This is a genomic window from Rhodoferax sp. (genome assembly GCF_034519335.1).
Lineage (GTDB): Bacteria > Pseudomonadota > Gammaproteobacteria > Burkholderiales > Burkholderiaceae_C > Allorhodoferax.
The window spans coordinates 22,019-39,025 of record NZ_JAXHOL010000022.1 but is presented as its reverse complement, the minus strand read 5'-3'; the positions used below and the strand labels follow the sequence as shown (position 1 = coordinate 39,025).

Here is a 17,007-nt window from a genome sequence, read left to right as displayed (position 1 = left end):
AGACAAACACCATGGCCCATATCGTTATCGTTGGTGCAGGCATAGGCGGCATGCCCGCAGCATATGAAATCCGCGAGCTGCTCGGCAAAGAACACAAGATCACGGTCGTCAACAACACCGACTACTTCCAGTTCGTGCCCAGCAACCCGTGGATCGCGGTGGGCTGGCGCCAGCGTGAAGACATCACCCTGCCTATTGCGCCTTACCTCACACGCAAGGGCATAGGCTTTATCCCCAAAGGTGTCGAGAAGATTGATGCCGAAGCCAATCAGCTCACATTGGCGGGCGGCGAAACACTGGCCTACGACTACTTGGTCATCACCACCGGCCCCAAGCTGTCTTTCAGCGAAGTGCCAGGCGCTGGCCCGGCGGCTCACGGTGGTGGCGGCTTCACCCACTCGGTGTGCAGTGTGGACCATGCGCAAGCCTTCTGGGCTGACTATGAGAACTTCCTCAAGAACCCCGGCCCGGTCATCATCGGCGCCATGCCCGGCGCCAGCTGCTTTGGCCCGGCTTATGAGTTCGCGTTCATCCTCGACACCGACCTGCGCCGTCGCAAGCTGCGCCACTTGGTGCCCATCACCTATGTGAGCAGCGAACCCTACATCGGCCACCTGGGGCTGGGCGGCGTGGGCGACAGCAAGTCCATGCTGGAGTCCGAGATGCGCAACCGCGACATGAAGTGGATTACCAATGCGAAAACCACCAAGGTCGAAGAAGGCAAGATGTTTGTGACCCAGCTAGACGACTTGGGCAATGTCTACAAAGAACACGAGCTGGGCTTCAAGCTCTCCATGATGCTGCCCGCCTTTAAAGGCGTGGACGCCGTGGCGGCCGTGCCCAATCTGTGTAACCCGCGCGGCTTTGTGATCATTGACGAATACCAGCGCAGCAAGGCTTACAAGAACATCTTCTCCGCCGGCGTGTGCGTGGCTATTCCACCCGTAGAGGTCACCCCCGTGCCCACCGGTACACCCAAGACGGGCTACATGATCGAGAGCATGGTGGGTGCCATTGCGCACAACCTGGCCGACGATATCAACGGCGGCCCCGCCAATGCCAAGGGCACCTGGAACGCCATCTGCCTCGCTGATATGGGCGACACCGGCGCAGCCTTTGTGGCACTGCCGCAGATTCCCCCGCGCAATGTCAACTGGTTCAAAAAAGGCAAATGGGTGCACCTGGCCAAGATCGCGTTTGAGAAGTATTTCATGCGCAAGATCAAGAAGGGCAATTCTGAGCCTGTGTACGAGAAATACGTGCTCAAGGCCTTAGGCATCGCCCGCTTGGCGGACAAACCGTAACCCCCATTTCCAGCTTTCTTTACTTCACCGGAGAACACCATGACCGTCGCACGCTACATCCACCTCTTTGCAGGCACCTTCATCCTCTTGTCCCTCGCGCTGGGCGTTCAGGGCAGCCCCATTTTTGTGTCGCAGTGGTGGCTGGCCTTCACTGCCTTTGTGGGTGCCAACCTGTTCCAGTTTGGCATCACCGATGTATGCCCCATGGGCTGGATGCTCAAGAAACTGGGCGTGCCTGAGTCCAAAGTGGCCTGCAGCCGCTGAGGTTTAACCCCGTGGCAACGCTTGCGTCCGGCTCCGAAGACAATACCCCCCAGACTATTCTGGAGGACTGCATGAAGACCGCATTGACTGACGAAGCCGCCCGCACCGATGTACTGAACCGCCTGCGCCGCGCCGAAGGGCAGCTGCGTGGCATTCAGCGCATGGTGGAAGAGGGCGAAGACTGCCTGAAGATTGGCCACCAGTTCTCAGCCGTGCGCAAGGCGCTGGACAGCACCTACCTGCGCATGACACTGTGTTTTCTGGAGCAAGAACTGGAAACCCGCATGCAACCCGATGCGTCCCAAAAAGACGATATGGATGACATGTTCAAAAACCTGGAAACCATGCTGGCCCGCATGCGATAGCAGCCCGCACCTTGGAGTGAAGATATGCAACGCCCCCCCTTTGCCCCCCGCTGGAAAGCGCTGAGCCTCGCCCTCGCGTTGGCAGGCGGTGCGCTGCCCTCGCTCCAAGCCCAAAGCCTGGTAGACCTGTACACCGCCGCACGCGGCTTTGACGCCAGCTACCAGTCCGCCAAGAGCCAGTTCGACGCAACCCTGGCCAAGTCTGCCCAAGCGCGGGCCGCCATCCTGCCTACCGCCAACTTTGCCTTGGGTGCCAGCCGCTCCAACCAGGAAGTCTTGCCCTCGGCTGAGCGCTCATATGGCTCCCAGACTGCCACCATCAGCGCCTCCCAGCCTTTGTACCGCCCGGCCAACTGGGCCAGCTACGAGCAGGGCAACAAGCAGGTGGCTTTGGCACAGGCCCAGCTGCAGGCGGCCGAGCAGGATCTGATCGTGCGGGTCAGCCAGACCTACTTTGATGTGCTGGCCTCGACCGACAGCCTGGCCTTTGTGAAGAGCCAAAAGACCGCCGTGGCCGAACAGCTGGCCTCGGCCAAGCGCAACTTTGAGGTGGGTACCTCCACCATCACCGACAGCCGCGAGGCGCAAGCCCGCTTTGACTTGGTGATTGCCCAGGAGCTGGCTGCCGAGAACGATCTGCGCGTCAAGACCATTGCCCTGAACCAGCTGGTGGGCAAGAGTGATGCAGCCCCCAAGCCTTTGGCCGCCCCGGTGGTGCTGGCACCTCTGGAGCCAGCCGACGCCGAAGTCTGGGTGCAGCAGTCCATTAGCCGCCACCCCGGCATTGCGCAGCAAGAGGTTGCCCTGGAAGTGGCCAAGCTGGAAACCGCCAAGGCCGAAGCCGGCCACAAGCCCACCCTGGACCTGACCGGCAGCTACTCGGCCGTTAACAACAACGGCACGTCCACCGCAACCGCCGACAGCCGGGTGAACGTGGCCACCATTGGGGTGAGCTTTAACCTGCCGCTGTTTGCTGGTTTCTCCACCCAAAACCGCATCAAGGAAACCCTGGCGCTGGAAGACAAGGCCCGTACCGACCTGGAAGCCACCAAACGTGCGGTCGCCCAAGGCACCCGCACTGCCTTCTTTGGGGTGCTGTCGGGTCAAGGCCAGGTCAAGGCCCTGGAAGCGGCAGAGGCGTCAAGCCAAAGTGCGCTGGAAGCCAACAAGCTGGGTTACCAGGTGGGGGTGCGCATCAACATCGATGTGCTCAACAGCCAGAGCCAGTTGTTTGACACCAAGGCCAAGCTGGCCAAGGCGCGGTATGACGTGCTGGTGGGTGGCTTGAAGCTCAAGCAGGCCAATGGCACGCTGGTGGCGGAGGATTTGAATCCGATTAATGGGCAGTTGGCGCCGTGATGCTGCGTTGGCTGGACAAGTTGCCGCTCACCTGGCTGGCCCTGCTGGCCGGCTGGTTGGCGGTGGCTCCCCTGTTTCCCGAGCCGCACCTGGTCGAGAAACTGCGCATGCTCAGCCAAGGCACCCTAGTGCGCCCCCTAGACATCTTCGATCTGCTCATGCACGCGGTGCCCCTGCTGGTGTTGGTGGCTAAGCTGTGGCGCATGGCGCGCTTGCGCAAGAAGCCTTGAATTAGTAGTGAAAACGGCCTTTCAGGCCGTAGATATTGCGCGAGAAGCTCCTAAAACAATAGCAAATGCGCCAACTGCAGGGCGGCAAAACTAGCCACGCCAGTGCCCCGCTACCATCAGGCGCATGCCCCATTTCTTCTCCCGCCTGCAGTCGGGCAACCCGCGCAGCATCACCGCCATGCTGCTGGCCGTCGCGTTCTTCTCCGCCATGGACACGCTCATCAAGCTGCTGTCCGTCCACTACCCGCCGCTGCAAATTGCAGCCATGCGTGGCGCGCTCACGCTGCCACTCATTGCCATCTGGATTCATGCGCGCGGCGCCTGGGCCGAGGTCTGGCGCGCCCGCTGGCCGCTGCACCTGCTGCGCGGCGCGCTGGTCATCGCCATGCTGGTGCTGTTTACCGTGGGCGTGCGCGGCTTGCCGCTCACCAATGCCTACACCCTCATGTTCTTTGCGCCGCTGCTCATCACCGTGCTGGCCTGGCCCGTGCTGGGCGAGCGCGTGCCGCGCGCGCACTGGTGGGCCGTGGGCGGCGGTTTGGTGGGCGTGCTGGTGGCGCTGCGCCCCAGTGCCGAGGGCTTTGCCAGCTGGGCCGGCCTGGCCGTGTTGGGGGCGGCCGTCTGCTACGCCGTGTCAGCGGTGGTCACACGCCTGGCCAGCCGTACCGATTCGAAAGACAGCCTGGTGCTGTGGGTGATGGTGATCTTGAAGGTGGTGGCCAGCGCGCTGGCTGCGCCGCAGTGGCTAACGCTGCGTGCCCAAGACCTGGGCCTGTGGGCCGGGTTGGCGGCGTCTGGCTTCTTGGGCCAGCTGGCTATTACCGAGGCCTTTCGCCACGGGCAGGCCAGCGCTGTGGCTCCGTTTGAATACACCGCTCTGGCTTGGAGCCTGGGCATCGATTGGGCGCTGTGGCAACTGCTGCCCGATGGCTTCACGCTGCTGGGTGCCGCCATCATCGTGGGCAGTGGCCTGTATGTGCTGCGGCATGAACAAGTGCACACCACGGCAGAGCACCCCTAGGGCGCTGCCGAAGCCATCTCGTCAGCGAATCACCTTCACTTCAGCCGCTTGATCAAGCTCGACGTATCCCAGCGCTTGCCACCCATCTGCTGCACATCCGCATAAAACTGGTCTACCAAGGCGGTCACAGGCAGGCGCGCACCATTGCGCTTGGCCTCATCCAGCACCAGGCCCAGGTCCTTGCGCATCCAGTCCACCGCAAAACCGAAGTCAAACTTGTCGGCCACCATGGTCTTGCCGCGGTTGTCCAGTTGCCAGCTTTGCGCAGCACCCTTTCCAATCACGTCCAGCACCTGGTTCATGTCCAGCCCGGCCTTCTGGCCAAAGGCAATCGCCTCACTCAGGCCCTGCACCAGCCCGGCAATACAAATCTGGTTCACCATCTTGGCAAGCTGCCCTGCACCGTTCTCGCCTAGCAGAGTGAAGGCGCGCGAGAATGCCATGGCCACGGGCTTCACGGCTTCAAACGCGTTAGCGTCGCCTCCACACATCACCGTCAGCAGCCCATTTTGGGCGCCGGCCTGGCCACCCGACACCGGGGCGTCGATGAACTGCAGACCTTTGGCCCGTGCTGCCGCGCTGAGCTCGCGGGCAATGTCGGCCGAGGCAGTCGTGTGGTCTACAAAGATCGCACCGGGCTTCATGCCGGCAAAGGCACCGTCCGCGCCCAGCGTCACGCTGCGCAGGTCATCGTCATTGCCGACGCAGCAAAAGATGATGTCGGCATTCTGCACGGCTTGGCGGGGCGTGGGGGCATGGGAATGTGCGCCCAATTGGCTGCTAGTGCTGGAAAATTCTGCGCACCAAGCTATCGATTTGCTAGCAGTTCGGTTGTACACGGTCAGCTGGTGACCCGCGCGTGCCAAGTGCCCGGCCATGGGGTAGCCCATGACGCCCAGGCCCAGAAAGGCAACTGAGTAGGCAGGAGCGGGTTCGTAGGTTTTGTCGTTGATGTTGGGCATGAAGTACAGAGGCCTTACGCGAATTGGGCGATGCCATTACCGAAACTCCAGTTCTCTTTGGCGGTTTCGATGAGATTGATGATCACGTCTTGTGCCTTGAACGGGGTGTGGTTAGCAATTTCGTTGGCAATCGCGCTGAACAGTGCCTTCTTCAGTTCTACAGTTCTGGGAGCCAAGACAATTTGGATCACAAGTAGCTTATGGGAGTGGGCAATTCCCAAGAACTCCTCCGCACAAATCAATTCATCGCTTGCTCGGCGTGTAATGGTTTGAAAGCGGTCTGCTACGGGAATGTTGAGCGAACTTACCAGGGCCTTGTGGACCAGGTCCGCCACATGGCGAACGGTTGAGGATGGTGTGTCGGTGGGAATATCAATTCGAACGAGAGGCATGATGTCTCCTGAAAATTTGCCATAAATGCGGTGGCCTACCGCTGGATCAGCTCAATTCGGTAACCGTCAGGGTCTTGAATGAAAGCGATGTGTTCTGCATCTGCCCGATCGGGTGATTTTGCAGACATGGGGCCGGGTTGACGTACGACGGTGACACCAGTGGTCTGGAGCGCATCACAGGTTCCGTAGAGATCGATGCATTCCAAAGCGATATGCCCGTAGGCGTCTCCCTGCGTATAGGTCCTCCCGTCCCAGTTGTGCGTCAACTCCAGGACCGAGTTGTCACTCTCTGCTCCGTAACCCAGAAATGCCAACGTGAATTGGCCATCGGGGTAGCGCTCCGTGCGCAACAGGTGCATGCCCAACTGCTCGGTGTAGAAGGTTATAGAGCGGTCCAAGTCGGACACCCGGATCATGGTGTGCAGCAACCTAGTGGGGCGATTGGCGCGCGAAGTTTCAGTGCTGTGAGTCATGGAGTGGTGCTGCATGGCGTTGGGCGGCGGCACACATGGTCCATGGACCAGTGGGCGGCCACCCAACGGTCTTTATCCCTTTGCCGCCGCTTCGCCCAACTCTTCGTTGGTATAGGCGTCACCACCAATGCCCCACATCCCATCGACGGCATATTTCAAATTCACCCAGATTTGCTCCCGTGGATGTTTGCCTTCGCAAGCGTCAAACACAATCTGTGTAGCCTCTTTCACATAGGCCTTCTGAATATCCCTCGTAGGGAATGCAAAGGACGGCGTAAGCCATTCGACGATGGCTACCGCCGTTGGCTTCATGCCGGCGAACGTACTGTCTGCAGGAATGTCCGCGATGTGTCCAATCACATTAGGTGTAAAGAATTGGTTGCCGGCCAATCCATGCAGCTTCAGGAAAGCTTCCGATAGCTTGGCGATGGTTGCCTGGCGACGGTCCTTCGGAATCAGTCCTTCGGTGACGATAAGTGTGAGTGGCATTTCTACTCCAAGAGGTATTTGCGAAATACAGAAAGGGGCGCTGCCCCAATCTGCGTTGCACGGAAAATCCGCACCGGCGTAATGTGCGATGGCAGGGACATTTCGGAAACCGTTTGCGGCGAACAGTGCTTGTGCAGAAAATGCACAACCATGAATGAATTGAATCTGGACGATTTTTTGCTCTTCGTGCAAGTAGCCAATGCACAGTCGTTTTCCACCGTTGCCCGCGAACGCAATATCGCCCCGAGCTACGTATCGCGTCGAATCGCCCGCATCGAGGCCGCGTGTGGCCTGCGGCTGGCCCATCGGACCACCCACAGCCTTTCTCTGACCGAAGAAGGCGAAGTATTTTTAGAGCATGCGCGTCGCATTCTTGAAGAGTTCGGTCAGTTGCAAGACGGCATTGGAGGCCGTAGCCAGAATATTTCGGGCGTGGTGCGCATTAGCGTGAGCCAGCTGCTGGCCGAATACGTGCTTATTCCGCGGCTGCACACGCTTGCCGGGCTGCACGCCGGCATGGCAGTGGAGCTGCAAGTGGATGACCGATTGGTAGACATGGCTGACGAGTCCATCGATATCGCCATCCGCGCGGGGGCGGAACCGGCACAGGCTGCTATCGCCAGAACATTGGGGACACACGGTCGCGCGCTCTATGCATCCTCGGCATATCTGCGCAAGTGGGGCACCCCCAAGTCGGTGGAAGACCTGTCCGCGCATCGACTTGTATCCAATGCGGCAACACCGTCTCACAATCGATGGGAGTTTCTAGTGGATGGGACAGCTACTTATCTGGATGTACGAGGGCATGTAAGAGTGAACAACAGCGCCTCTGTCATCTCGCTCGCTTTGAGTGGAGCCGGAATTGCACGCATCAATGACGTAGTGGGAAATGCGCTGGTGCAAGAAGGCAAGCTGCGCCCAGTATTGCCCAAGCTTGTCTTCCCCGGAAGCAATCCAATTTACGCGGTGATCTTGAGTACTAGGCTCAGAGCACCCAAGATCTTGGCCGCAATGGAATTTCTCCACACGTGCTTTGCGGAATTCAAGCCGCCACCGCCTCCCGTGACAAGGTCGGTACAAAAGTCCCAATGAAGTTGTGGTCATAACTGTGATTTCGGTCTAAGTTGTCGCAGACAATAAAACAGAAAGAAGCTCTGGGAGGAATATGAACTACCAATACACCTGCGCGAGATTTTGGCGGTGTGCGCTACAGGTCAATCCCGTTGGTTACAGCGGTACCTACAGAGGCACCGATCACGGGCTAGACGAAGGCGGCTACAACCAAGCACTGCTTCACAAGTGCCTTGAGCTGGACATCAAGGTTGTGGGTCTTGCCGACCACGGCAGCGTGGCAAGCGTCGATTCATTGCGCCAGGTGCTACAGCCGCACGGGATTGTTGTGTTTCCGGGCTTCGAGATCGCCTCGAACGACAAGACCCATTACGTCTGTCTCTTTCCCGAGGACACCACGGTACAGCAGCTTGATCGCTACCTTGGCAACCTCAAGCTGCATGACCCAGCGGACGGTATCCGGCCTTCTCGGCTGAGTTCGGAAGAGCTGATCGAAGAGGTCGATCTACTGGGTGGGTTCATCTACGCTGCACATTGCACGCAGAACAGCGGGCTTCTGAAAAACCGTCTGAACCACGTATGGAAGCATCCCAAGCTGCGCGCGGGCCAGATTCCGGGGTCGATAGACGACCTGACGAGCATCGAAGGGGACTTCTATCGCACGGTGTTCTTGAACAAGGACGACAGCTACCGGCGCGAGCGCCCTATGGCGGCGATCAATGCCAAGGATGTAGCCAAGCCTGATGACTTGGATCAGCCGAGCGCCACGTGCTTCATCAAGATGACACGACCCACTTTCGCTGCGTTCAAGGTCGCCTTCCTCGATCCGGCGTCACGTGTCCGGCTCAACTCGCAGCATGCCCAAAGTCCAATTGGCAAGGTGGTACGCATGACGGTGGCTGGTGGCTACCTTGATGGCATCCGGTTGGATTTTTCCGACCACCTCAACACAGTGATCGGCGGCCGTGGAACGGGCAAGTCAACCTTGCTCGAATGCCTGCGCTTCGCCTTGGACTTGCCACCTAAAGGCAAGCAGGCCCAGAAGCTCCACCAAGAGATCATCAAGGAGAACCTTGGTCGCTCTGCCGGACGGGTTGAGCTGACAGTAGTGTCCTCTGTCCAGAATGGCAAGCAGTACGCCGTCTCGCGCCGTCATGGCGAGCTGTCGATGGTGCGCGACATGGATGGCAATGTCTCCACCCTGCTTCCGCGCGACTTGCTGCCGGGCATCGAAATTTATGGGCAGAACGAGATTTACGAGCTTGCCCAAGACGAAACAAGCCGAGTGCAGTTGCTGGATCGCTTTCTTCCTCAAGATGGGGATTACGAGGCGAAGAGCGCCGGCGTGCATAGGCGCTTGAATGAGAACCAGCAGAAGCTCGCGAAGTCTCTGACCGATCTTGACGATATGAATGCACAGGTTGAGCGCTTGCCCAAACTGGAAGAGCAGCTTCGCGGGTTCGATGAGCTGGGGATCAAGGAGAAGCTGGCCAAGACCTCTTTGCTTGCACGCGAGCGAGAAATTGCCAAAACCGCTACCGATGGCGTGCAGAGCTTTCGCGACGCGCTATTGAACCTGCGAGAAGGCTTGCCTGATCTCGACTTCATCAATGATGAGGTCCTTGAGGGGTTGCCTGACGCTGCCCAGTTGCTCGCTATGCGCGCCACGCTGGATGGACTCAAGCAGGGCTTTACCGGCTATCTGACCGAAATGCAGGCCATGCTTGATGAAGGCGCAGGACAGTTCGCGACCCAGCATGCCGCATGGCAGCAGGCGATTCAGGAGAACGAGGCCGAATTGGAGAAAACGCTGCGTACGTTGCCTGCCGCTGCCGGCAAGAGCGGGCAGGAGATTGGTGTTGCCTATCAGAAGTTGATGGGCGAGATCGAGCATATCAAGCCCTTGAAGTCGCGGGCGACTACCCACGAGTCTCAGCGTGACGACTTGCTTCAGGAACGGCGCAACCTTTTGGCCGAGCTGTCCGATATGCGTGGGCAGCGCATACAGGCATTGCAGACGGCCGCGAAGAGGCTGAACAGGCGGCTTGAAGGCAAGCTCAAAGTGGAAATCGTGCCGGAGGCGGACCGCACGCCATTGATGACGTTCCTGCTGGAATGCAAGCTGGACGGCGTTGGTGAAAGGCGGCTTGCGTTCATCGAGGACGCCGCGACTATAAGTCCATTGTCGCTGGCCCAGTCGATCCAGCAAGGATCGGCCGAAGTACAACTGGACTGGGGCGTAACGCAGATGGTGGCCGACGCGCTCACCAAGCTCCAGTCGTCTCAGCTCATGGAGCTGGAGGCCTTGGAGCTGGAGCATCGAGTGGACATCTTCTTGAATGTTGCTCACGGCCAAGCCGATCCGGTATTCCGACCTCTCAACAAGCTCTCTACGGGCCAGCAGTGCACGGCAATCCTGCACATGTTACTGCTTGAGAACGTCGATCCCCTTCTGATGGATCAGCCAGAGGACAACCTAGACAACGCCTTCATCGCAGATCGGATCGTCACTGAGCTGAGGGAGGCTAAGACCAGTCGGCAGTTCTTGTTCGCTACACACAACGCGAACATCCCAGTGTTCGGGGATGCCGAGTGGATTGGTGTGTTCACGGCCGTTGAGAACCAAGGGTGTCTCGGGCTGGAGGCACAAGGTTCGATAGATGTGCCGACTATTCGCGACCAGGTCGCCAGTATCCTAGAGGGTGGACGGGATGCCTTCATCCAGCGAAAGGAGAAGTACGAGTTCTGAACTTCGGCTTGCTTCGAATCAAGCCTCCACAGCCACCGCACTATTCAACGCCTGCGCCACCACCTCCCGTGACAAAGTCGGCACGAAAGTCTCAATAAAGCTATAGGCATACCCCCGCAGCCAAGCACCACGCCGCAAACCCAGCCGCGTCACGTTCACTTGGAACAGATGCCCCGCATCCAGAATGCGCAAGTGGGTGTCGCGCTCTTCGTCCAGCGCGACAGACGCGACGATGCCCACGCCCATGCCCAGCTCCACATAGGTCTTGATGACGTCGGCGTCCATGGCGGTCAGCACCACATCGGGATGCAGGCCGGCGGCGGCGAAGGCGTTGTCGATGTGGGCGCGGCCGGTGTAGCCCAGCTCGTAGGTGATGATGGGATAGCGCGCCAGCTGCTCCAGCGTCACCGGGCCTTCTTGCTCCAGCAGCGGGTGGCCGGGGGGGCACCACGATGTTGTGCGTCCAGCGGTAGCAGGGCAGGGTGACGAGCTGGTGGTAGTCGGCCAGCGCTTCAGTGGCGACGCCAATGGTGGCGCCGTGGCCGCCCAAATATTTGGTGAGGGAATGCACCACGATGTCCGCGCCGTGTTCGATGGGGCGCAGCAGGTAGGGGCTGGCCACGGTGTTGTCCACGATGAGCGGAATGCCGTGCGCGTGCGCAATGTCGGCAATGCGGCGGATGTCGGTCACATTGCCCTGCGGGTTGCCCAGCGATTCGACAAAGATGGCGCGGGTAGCGTAATCAATCAGCGGGGAAAAAGCGGATTCCGTCTGATGCCGCGCCGCTGTCGTGTTCGCGTTCAGGCTGGCCAGTACACCCAGGTCGCCACACCGGCCGCCACCACGGCCATGACGCCAGCCAGCCAGTACCGAATCACCCGGGTCTGCACACAGTCTGTGCAGATGCGGCCATGTTTGTCGGTGCTGCTGGGGGTTGCGCCGCAGGCGTAGCAGCGCCCCGCCCCTATCCATGCGCTGCGCTGTTTGTTGCGCCAGGCAAATACCAACACCAGAACCAGCGCTACCAGCGCCACAAAGTTGAGCCCGAGCTTGCCCATGCCTCAGCGCTCCGCCGCAGCCATAGGGGCGCAGGGCATGGCGAAGAGTGCTTGGCAATGAGGGGCTGGGTTCATGGGGGTTCCTGCGGATCATGGGACTGTAGCGCCTCTGGCGCGCCCGGGTCCTCGCGTACAGTGCAAGGGTAGTGCCACTTTCACACCCACACCATGAATAGCTTGTTAACAGAGTCGCCCGATTCTGGAGTCAGACGCACCGTCTAACCAACGCGACGAGGGCCAGGCTGCGGCAGAAGCCGCAGGCGGCGCAGGCCAGGAAGCGTTTGCGTTCGAGGCCATGAACCTGAAGGTGGGTGACCGCCTGCAGGTGCAGCCGCCGGTGGCGGTGTCTACCGAGCGCAGCCCGGTCAAGCTGATTGGGTACCTGCAAGACCACAGCATGCTGGTCACCGCGCCCACCACCGGGGGCAGTGTGCCCATGCAAGTGATGCCTGGCGACCAGCTCATCATGCGGGTCTTTTCCGGGCAAAACGCGTTTGGTTTTGCCTGTGATGTGCAGCGGGTGTGCAAGGTGCCCTACAGCTATCTGCACATCTCTTTCCCCAAAAAAATCCAGGGAACCTTGATCCGCAAGGCGGCCCGTGTCCGAACCAAAATCATTGTGAAGGTGCGTGTCGAAGAGGGCGACACGACCGAACACACCGCGGTGATTTCCAATCTGAGTGCCAACGGTGCCTTGCTGGACGGGCGGCGCACCATGGCCAACATGGGCGACACCTTGCGCCTCAGCTTCAAACTCAAGCTGCACAACATCGAGGCCGAACTGTCAGTGGCTGCTTTGGTGCGCACGGTCTTTGATGATGAGACGCTGAAGCAAAGTGGCACCTCACTGGCGCATTTCGGCTTGCAATTCGTCGCACTGGACCCCAACGACCAGATGCCGCTGCAGAGCATGGTGTACCAACACATGATCGAGCGCCCCCAGTCGGTGGTGTAGGCGCCAGCCCATCCGGTGGGCTGTGCCTGCCCGTGTCCAAGGAGCCGACATATAAAACTCCTTGTAGCCTCTTCGCTATGAAAATAGGAGCTGTTCGCGCATATTCCACGAGCTCTAGAGGCTAACTTGATTACTTTTTGGTGTAGATCTGGTCAAAGCTGGCGCCGTCGGCAAAGTGGTCTTTGTCGGCCTTTTCCCAGCCGCCAAAGGCTTGGTCGATGGTGAACAGGTTCACTTTGGGCAGCTGCTTGGCGTACTTGGCCTGGGCTTTGGCGCTGGTGGGGCGGTAGAAGTTTTTGCCGATGATGTCCTGCGCCTCTTCGGTGTACAGGAACTTCAGGTACTCCTCGGCCACGGCGCGGGTGCCTTTGCGGTCCACGTTTTTGTCCACCACGGCGACCGGCGGCTGGGCCAGGATGCTGAGGGAGGGGTACACAAAGTCAACCTTGTTGCCAAACTCTTTTTCCAGCAAGTAAGCCTCGTTTTCCCACGACAGGAACACGTCACCCTGGTTGCGCTGGGCAAAGGTGATGGAGGAGCCGCGGGCACCGGTGTCCAGCACGGGCACGTTGGCGTAGAGCTTAGCAATGATGCCGCGGGCCTGTTTGCCCGAGCCGCCGTGACTTTGTTTGATGGTCACGTCCTGGCCAGTTTTGGCCTTCTAGTGTTTGGCAAATGCGGCGTTGTATTCCACGTACAGCTCGCGGGTCGGGTCGTAGGACACATTGAGCAGTTCCACGGGCTTTTGGGCAAAGCTACTTGGCGGCGGTGGCCAGTAGGCCGGTGGCGAGGGCGAGGTTCAAAACAAGACGGCGGTGGGCCATGACAACACTCCAAAAAGGCAACGCAACAGTGCGATGGGGTGGATTCTGGAAGTGGGTCGTTAAAACAGGAACTACTGTTTTCTCAGTTCTTAATTACCCAAACATCTGTAGGGCGGGTGGGCCAAGCCATGGTTAGGGCCGGGTTGGCAGCTTGCAAGTCTTCCAGCAAGGCGAAAACCTTCAGGCCAAACTCCGCCAAAATTTCCCAAAACCAATACGTTCTAGCGTGCATATGGGAAAACCCTAGCTAGTTTGTGCATGGAAATACATGCATTCGTGCCAAAAGTATCAACCCCGCAAGGGGGTGACTTCTACTATTCAGCCCTGTCGATGCATCGCTGGCATTGGCTGACGACCCCGGAATTTCAACAACAGGAGACAGATTCATGAAACTCAAAGCATCTCTCGCTTTGGCCTTTGGTTTGGCGGCTAGTGCCGCCTTCGCGCAGACAGAACTGGTGGTGGCCACCGTGAACAACGGCCACATGGTCGAAATGCAGAAGCTCAGCAAGAACTTCGAGCAAGCCAACCCCGACATCAAGCTGAAGTGGGTGACGCTGGAAGAAGGCGTGCTGCGCCAGCGCGTGACCACCGACATCGCCACCAAGGGCGGCCAGTTCGACGTGATGACCATTGGCATGTACGAAACCCCCATCTGGGGCAAAAAAGGCTGGCTGCAAGAACTGAAGACCGACGCCAAGTACGACGCCGACGACATCCTGCCCGCCATGCGCAACGGCCTGTCGGTAGACGGCAAGATGTTTGCCGCGCCTTTCTACGGCGAGTCCTCCATGCTGATGTACCGCAAGGACCTGGCGGACAAGGCTGGCATCAAAGTGGCCGACAAACCCACCTGGACCGACATCAAGGCGCTGGCCGCCAAGATCCACGACCCCAAGAACGGCGTGTACGGCATCTGCCTGCGCGGCAAGCCAGGCTGGGGTGACAACATGGCCTTCCTGACCACCCTGGTCAACACCAACGGCGGCCAGTGGTTCGACATGAACTGGAAACCCCAGCTGGAAAGCAAGCCCTGGAAGGACTCCATCAACTTCTACGTGGACCTGCTCAAAAACTACGGCCCTCCCGGTTCCGCAGCCAACAGCTTCAACGAAATCTTGGCGCTGTACAACGAAGGCAAGTGCGGCATGTGGATTGACGCGACCATTGCGGCTTCGTTCATCACCGACCCCAAGCAGTCCAAGGTGGCTGACAAGGTGGCCTTTGCACAAGCGCCTACCGCGGTAACCCCCAAGGGTGCCAACTGGTTGTGGGCATGGGCGCTGGCCATTCCATCGGGCTCCAAGAAAGTGGACGCAGCCAGCAAGTTCGTGACCTGGGCAACATCCAAGGAATACATCGAGCTGGTGGCCAAGACCAATGGCTGGGCCCACGTGCCCACCGGTACCCGCAAGAGCACCTACGCCAATGCAGAGTTCCAGAAGGCTGCCAAGTTTGCCGCCGCTGAAAAGGCTGCGATCGACTCTGCCAACCCGAACGACAGCACTTTGCCCAAGAGCCCGTATGTCGGTGTGCAGTTCGCTGCCATCCCCGAGTTCCAGGCGATTGGCGCCACCGTGGGTCAGCAAATGAGTGCGGCATTGGCAGGCAAGACCACTGTCGATGAAGCATTGAAGGCTTCGCAAGTAGCTGCCGACCGCGAAATGAAGAAGGCCGGCTACTACAAGTAAGCGGCGACTCGTTTTCTCTCTCTGGTATTTAGGCGCGCGGGGCAACCTGCGCGCCCTTTTCCGCACACTTGCCTGCGAGGCTCTTCATGAACCGCTTCATACCCCGTGCCCTCATGGCACCGGCCGTCATCTCCCTGTTTTTGTGGATGATCGTGCCCCTGGTGATGACCATCTATTTCTCGCTGATCCGCTACAACCTGATGCAGCCGGACCAGTCGGGTTTTATCGGTCTGGAGAACTACATCTACTTCATGACCGATCCGTCCTTTGGTACGGCCGTCATGAACACCCTCTTGCTGCTGGGCAGCGTGATCCTCATCACCGTGGTGTTTGGCACCCTCATTGCGCTGCTGATTGACGATCCCTTTCCCGGCCGCGGCCTGGTGCGCATCCTTCTCATTTCTCCCTTCTTCGTCATGCCCACGGTGAATGCGCTGCTGTGGAAACACATGATGATGAACCCCATCTACGGCGTGCTGGCGCAGGTGTGGATCTTCTTTGGCGGCACGCCGGTGGACTGGCTCACCGACCACCCGCTGTTCAGCGTCATCCTCATCGTGTCCTGGCAGTGGTTGCCGTTTGCCACGCTGATCTTCATCACCTCGCTGCAAAGCATGAACCGCGAGCAGCTCGAAGCCTCGCGCATGGACGGCGCCAACTACCTGCAGCAGCTGCGTTACCTCTACCTGCCACATCTGGCCCGTTCGGTGGCCATCGTGGTGATGATTGAAATGATCTTTTTGCTCAGCGTGTTTGCCGAGATCTACACCACCACCGGGGGCGGCCCGGGCGATGCGAGCACCAACGTGGCCTTTCTGATCTTTAAGCAGGCGCTGCTGAACTTTGACGCCGGTGTGGCCTCGGCCGGTGCGTTGTTTGCGGTCGTGCTGGCCAATATTGCCGCGGTCTTTTTGATCCGCATGGTTGGCAAGAACCTGGACAAGTGAGCACATTCCCATGACAACACGCAAAAATTTCTCTTGGCTGTTTTGGCTGCGCACGCTCACCGCGTGGGGGGTCACCTTCCTGCTGTTCTTCCCGTTGGGCTGGTTGGTGCTCACGGCATTCAAAACCGAATTGCAAGCCATCTCGGTACCGCCGCTCCTGCTGTTCACCCCCACGCTGGAAAACTTTGAGATCGTGCAAGAGCGCAGCGACTACATGCTGTATGCCACCAACTCGCTCATCACCAGTGTGGCGTCCACCATCCTGGGGCTGGCACTGGCATTTCCTGCGGCCTACGCCATGGCCTTCTTCAAGGGCAAGTACACCAAGGACATCCTGATGTGGATGCTCTCCACGAAGATGATGCCGGCCGTGGGTGCGCTGGTGCCCGTGTACGTGATGGCGCAGACCAGTGGTTTGCTCGACACACGCACCGGCTTGATCATTGTGTTCACGCTGTCCAACCTGCCCATCATGGTCTGGATGCTGTACTCCTACCTCAAGGAAATTCCGGCCGAGATTCTGGAAGCCTCGCGCATGGACGGTGCCGGCCTCTGGCAAGAGTTCCGCTACGTGCTGCTGCCGCTCACCATGGGCGGCCTGGCCTCCACCGGTCTGCTCACCCTGGTGCTGAGCTGGAACGAGGCCTTCTGGTCACTCAACCTGAGCGCCGCCAAGGCCGGCACGCTGGCCACACTGATCGCGTCCTACTCCAGCCCCGAAGGCCTGTTCTGGGCCAAGTTGTCGGCCGCCTCGTTCATGGCCATCGCCCCCATCGTGGTGTTTGGCTGGTTCAGCCAAAAACAACTCGTCCAAGGCCTCACCTTCGGTGCTGTCAAGTAACAAATAAAGAT

The 17,007-nt window shown here is 59.3% G+C and carries 16 protein-coding genes and 2 pseudogenes; 12 read left to right on the top strand and 6 right to left on the bottom strand.

Annotated elements, in window-relative coordinates:
• Positions 1–11: 11 nt before the first annotated feature.
• The 6 genes from U5O12_RS09290 (at position 12) to U5O12_RS09265 (ending at position 4,543) form a co-directional block, all read left to right on the top strand.
• Positions 12–1,304, top strand: coding sequence for an FAD/NAD(P)-binding oxidoreductase (locus U5O12_RS09290; protein WP_322578360.1), 1,293 nt, complete (start codon positions 12–14; stop codon positions 1,302–1,304).
• Between the two features lie 39 nt (positions 1,305–1,343).
• Positions 1,344–1,568, top strand: coding sequence for a DUF2892 domain-containing protein (locus U5O12_RS09285; protein ID WP_322578359.1), 225 nt, complete (start codon positions 1,344–1,346; stop codon positions 1,566–1,568).
• Between the two features lie 71 nt (positions 1,569–1,639).
• Complete coding sequence (locus U5O12_RS09280; RefSeq protein ID WP_322578358.1) at positions 1,640–1,933, top strand: metal-sensing transcriptional repressor; 294 nt, start codon at positions 1,640–1,642, stop codon at positions 1,931–1,933.
• A gap of 24 nt (positions 1,934–1,957) precedes the next feature.
• The gene (locus U5O12_RS09275; RefSeq protein WP_322578357.1) at positions 1,958–3,292 is read left to right on the top strand and encodes a TolC family outer membrane protein; all 1,335 of its coding nucleotides are present in this window, start codon (positions 1,958–1,960) and stop codon (positions 3,290–3,292) included.
• Positions 3,292–3,522, top strand: coding sequence for a hypothetical protein (locus U5O12_RS09270; RefSeq protein WP_322578413.1), 231 nt, complete (start codon positions 3,292–3,294; stop codon positions 3,520–3,522). The genes U5O12_RS09275 and U5O12_RS09270 overlap by 1 nt, the downstream gene beginning before the upstream one ends.
• Positions 3,523–3,646: 124 nt before the next feature.
• Positions 3,647–4,543 (top strand): DMT family transporter, encoded by an 897-nt coding sequence (locus U5O12_RS09265; RefSeq protein ID WP_322578356.1) that lies wholly within the window; start codon positions 3,647–3,649, stop codon positions 4,541–4,543.
• A gap of 35 nt (positions 4,544–4,578) precedes the next feature.
• Here the strand turns inward: U5O12_RS09265 and U5O12_RS09260 are convergent, their stop codons facing one another.
• From U5O12_RS09260 to U5O12_RS09245, 4 genes are all read right to left on the bottom strand, one after another.
• Positions 4,579–5,505 (bottom strand): NAD(P)-dependent oxidoreductase, encoded by a 927-nt coding sequence (locus tag U5O12_RS09260; RefSeq protein WP_322578355.1) that lies wholly within the window; start codon positions 5,503–5,505, stop codon positions 4,579–4,581.
• Positions 5,506–5,519: 14 nt separating this feature from the next.
• Positions 5,520–5,897, bottom strand: coding sequence for a tautomerase family protein (locus U5O12_RS09255; RefSeq protein WP_322578354.1), 378 nt, complete (start codon positions 5,895–5,897; stop codon positions 5,520–5,522).
• Positions 5,898–5,932: 35 nt separating this feature from the next.
• Positions 5,933–6,370 carry a lactoylglutathione lyase gene (gene gloA, locus U5O12_RS09250; RefSeq protein ID WP_322578353.1) on the bottom strand — a complete coding sequence of 146 codons (438 nt, stop codon included), beginning with the start codon at positions 6,368–6,370 and terminating at the stop codon, positions 5,933–5,935.
• Between the two features lie 72 nt (positions 6,371–6,442).
• Positions 6,443–7,051, bottom strand: a complete 609-nt coding sequence (locus U5O12_RS09245) for a hypothetical protein (protein WP_322578352.1) — start codon at positions 7,049–7,051, stop codon at positions 6,443–6,445.
• Between U5O12_RS09245 and U5O12_RS09240 the strand changes: the two genes are divergently transcribed.
• Together U5O12_RS09240 and U5O12_RS09235 are read left to right on the top strand one after the other, a co-directional pair.
• A complete protein-coding gene (locus U5O12_RS09240) occupies positions 7,010–7,951 on the top strand; it encodes a LysR family transcriptional regulator (protein ID WP_322578351.1) in 942 nt (313 codons plus the stop codon). The two genes, U5O12_RS09245 and U5O12_RS09240, sit on opposite strands and share 42 nt — an antisense overlap.
• 73 nt (positions 7,952–8,024) lie before the next feature.
• A complete protein-coding gene (locus U5O12_RS09235) occupies positions 8,025–10,679 on the top strand; it encodes a TrlF family AAA-like ATPase (RefSeq protein WP_322578350.1) in 2,655 nt (884 codons plus the stop codon).
• Positions 10,680–10,697: 18 nt separating this feature from the next.
• Here the strand turns inward: U5O12_RS09235 and U5O12_RS09230 are convergent.
• Positions 10,698–11,439, bottom strand: a pseudogene (locus tag U5O12_RS09230) (PLP-dependent transferase); the annotation flags it as partial.
• Between the two features lie 594 nt (positions 11,440–12,033).
• Between U5O12_RS09230 and U5O12_RS09225 the strand changes: the two are divergent.
• Positions 12,034–12,693 carry a flagellar brake protein gene (locus U5O12_RS09225; protein WP_322578349.1) on the top strand — a complete coding sequence of 220 codons (660 nt, stop codon included), beginning with the start codon at positions 12,034–12,036 and terminating at the stop codon, positions 12,691–12,693.
• A 130-nt stretch (positions 12,694–12,823) separates the two neighbouring features.
• On the opposite strand, the pseudogene U5O12_RS09220 reads toward U5O12_RS09225, so the two are convergent.
• A pseudogene (locus U5O12_RS09220) lies at positions 12,824–13,517 on the bottom strand (sulfate ABC transporter substrate-binding protein).
• Between the two features lie 386 nt (positions 13,518–13,903).
• On the opposite strand from U5O12_RS09220, the gene U5O12_RS09215 reads away from it, so the two are divergent.
• The 3 genes from U5O12_RS09215 (at position 13,904) to U5O12_RS09205 (ending at position 16,996) form a co-directional block, all read left to right on the top strand.
• Complete coding sequence (locus U5O12_RS09215; RefSeq protein WP_322578348.1) at positions 13,904–15,208, top strand: sugar ABC transporter substrate-binding protein; 1,305 nt, start codon at positions 13,904–13,906, stop codon at positions 15,206–15,208.
• 86 nt (positions 15,209–15,294) lie between these two features.
• Positions 15,295–16,155, top strand: coding sequence for a sugar ABC transporter permease (locus tag U5O12_RS09210; RefSeq protein ID WP_322578347.1), 861 nt, complete (start codon positions 15,295–15,297; stop codon positions 16,153–16,155).
• A 10-nt stretch (positions 16,156–16,165) separates the two neighbouring features.
• Complete coding sequence (locus tag U5O12_RS09205; protein ID WP_322578346.1) at positions 16,166–16,996, top strand: carbohydrate ABC transporter permease; 831 nt, start codon at positions 16,166–16,168, stop codon at positions 16,994–16,996.
• The last annotated feature ends 11 nt before the right edge of the window (positions 16,997–17,007 follow it).

Coding starts and splice junctions, on each gene's coding strand:
- U5O12_RS09280 (WP_322578358.1), top strand. CDS start 1,640: ATGAAGACCGCATTGACTGACGAAGCCGCCCGCACCGATGTACTGAAC.
- U5O12_RS09215 (WP_322578348.1), top strand. CDS start 13,904: ATGAAACTCAAAGCATCTCTCGCTTTGGCCTTTGGTTTGGCGGCTAGT.
- U5O12_RS09255 (WP_322578354.1), bottom strand. CDS start 5,897: ATGCCTCTCGTTCGAATTGATATTCCCACCGACACACCATCCTCAACC.
- U5O12_RS09240 (WP_322578351.1), top strand. CDS start 7,010: ATGAATGAATTGAATCTGGACGATTTTTTGCTCTTCGTGCAAGTAGCC.
- U5O12_RS09270 (WP_322578413.1), top strand. CDS start 3,292: ATGCTGCGTTGGCTGGACAAGTTGCCGCTCACCTGGCTGGCCCTGCTG.
- U5O12_RS09285 (WP_322578359.1), top strand. CDS start 1,344: ATGACCGTCGCACGCTACATCCACCTCTTTGCAGGCACCTTCATCCTC.
- U5O12_RS09210 (WP_322578347.1), top strand. CDS start 15,295: ATGAACCGCTTCATACCCCGTGCCCTCATGGCACCGGCCGTCATCTCC.
- U5O12_RS09265 (WP_322578356.1), top strand. CDS start 3,647: ATGCCCCATTTCTTCTCCCGCCTGCAGTCGGGCAACCCGCGCAGCATC.
- U5O12_RS09235 (WP_322578350.1), top strand. CDS start 8,025: ATGAACTACCAATACACCTGCGCGAGATTTTGGCGGTGTGCGCTACAG.
- U5O12_RS09260 (WP_322578355.1), bottom strand. CDS start 5,505: ATGCCCAACATCAACGACAAAACCTACGAACCCGCTCCTGCCTACTCA.
- U5O12_RS09275 (WP_322578357.1), top strand. CDS start 1,958: ATGCAACGCCCCCCCTTTGCCCCCCGCTGGAAAGCGCTGAGCCTCGCC.
- U5O12_RS09290 (WP_322578360.1), top strand. CDS start 12: ATGGCCCATATCGTTATCGTTGGTGCAGGCATAGGCGGCATGCCCGCA.
- gloA (WP_322578353.1), bottom strand. CDS start 6,370: ATGACTCACAGCACTGAAACTTCGCGCGCCAATCGCCCCACTAGGTTG.
- U5O12_RS09225 (WP_322578349.1), top strand. CDS start 12,034: ATGAACCTGAAGGTGGGTGACCGCCTGCAGGTGCAGCCGCCGGTGGCG.
- U5O12_RS09205 (WP_322578346.1), top strand. CDS start 16,166: ATGACAACACGCAAAAATTTCTCTTGGCTGTTTTGGCTGCGCACGCTC.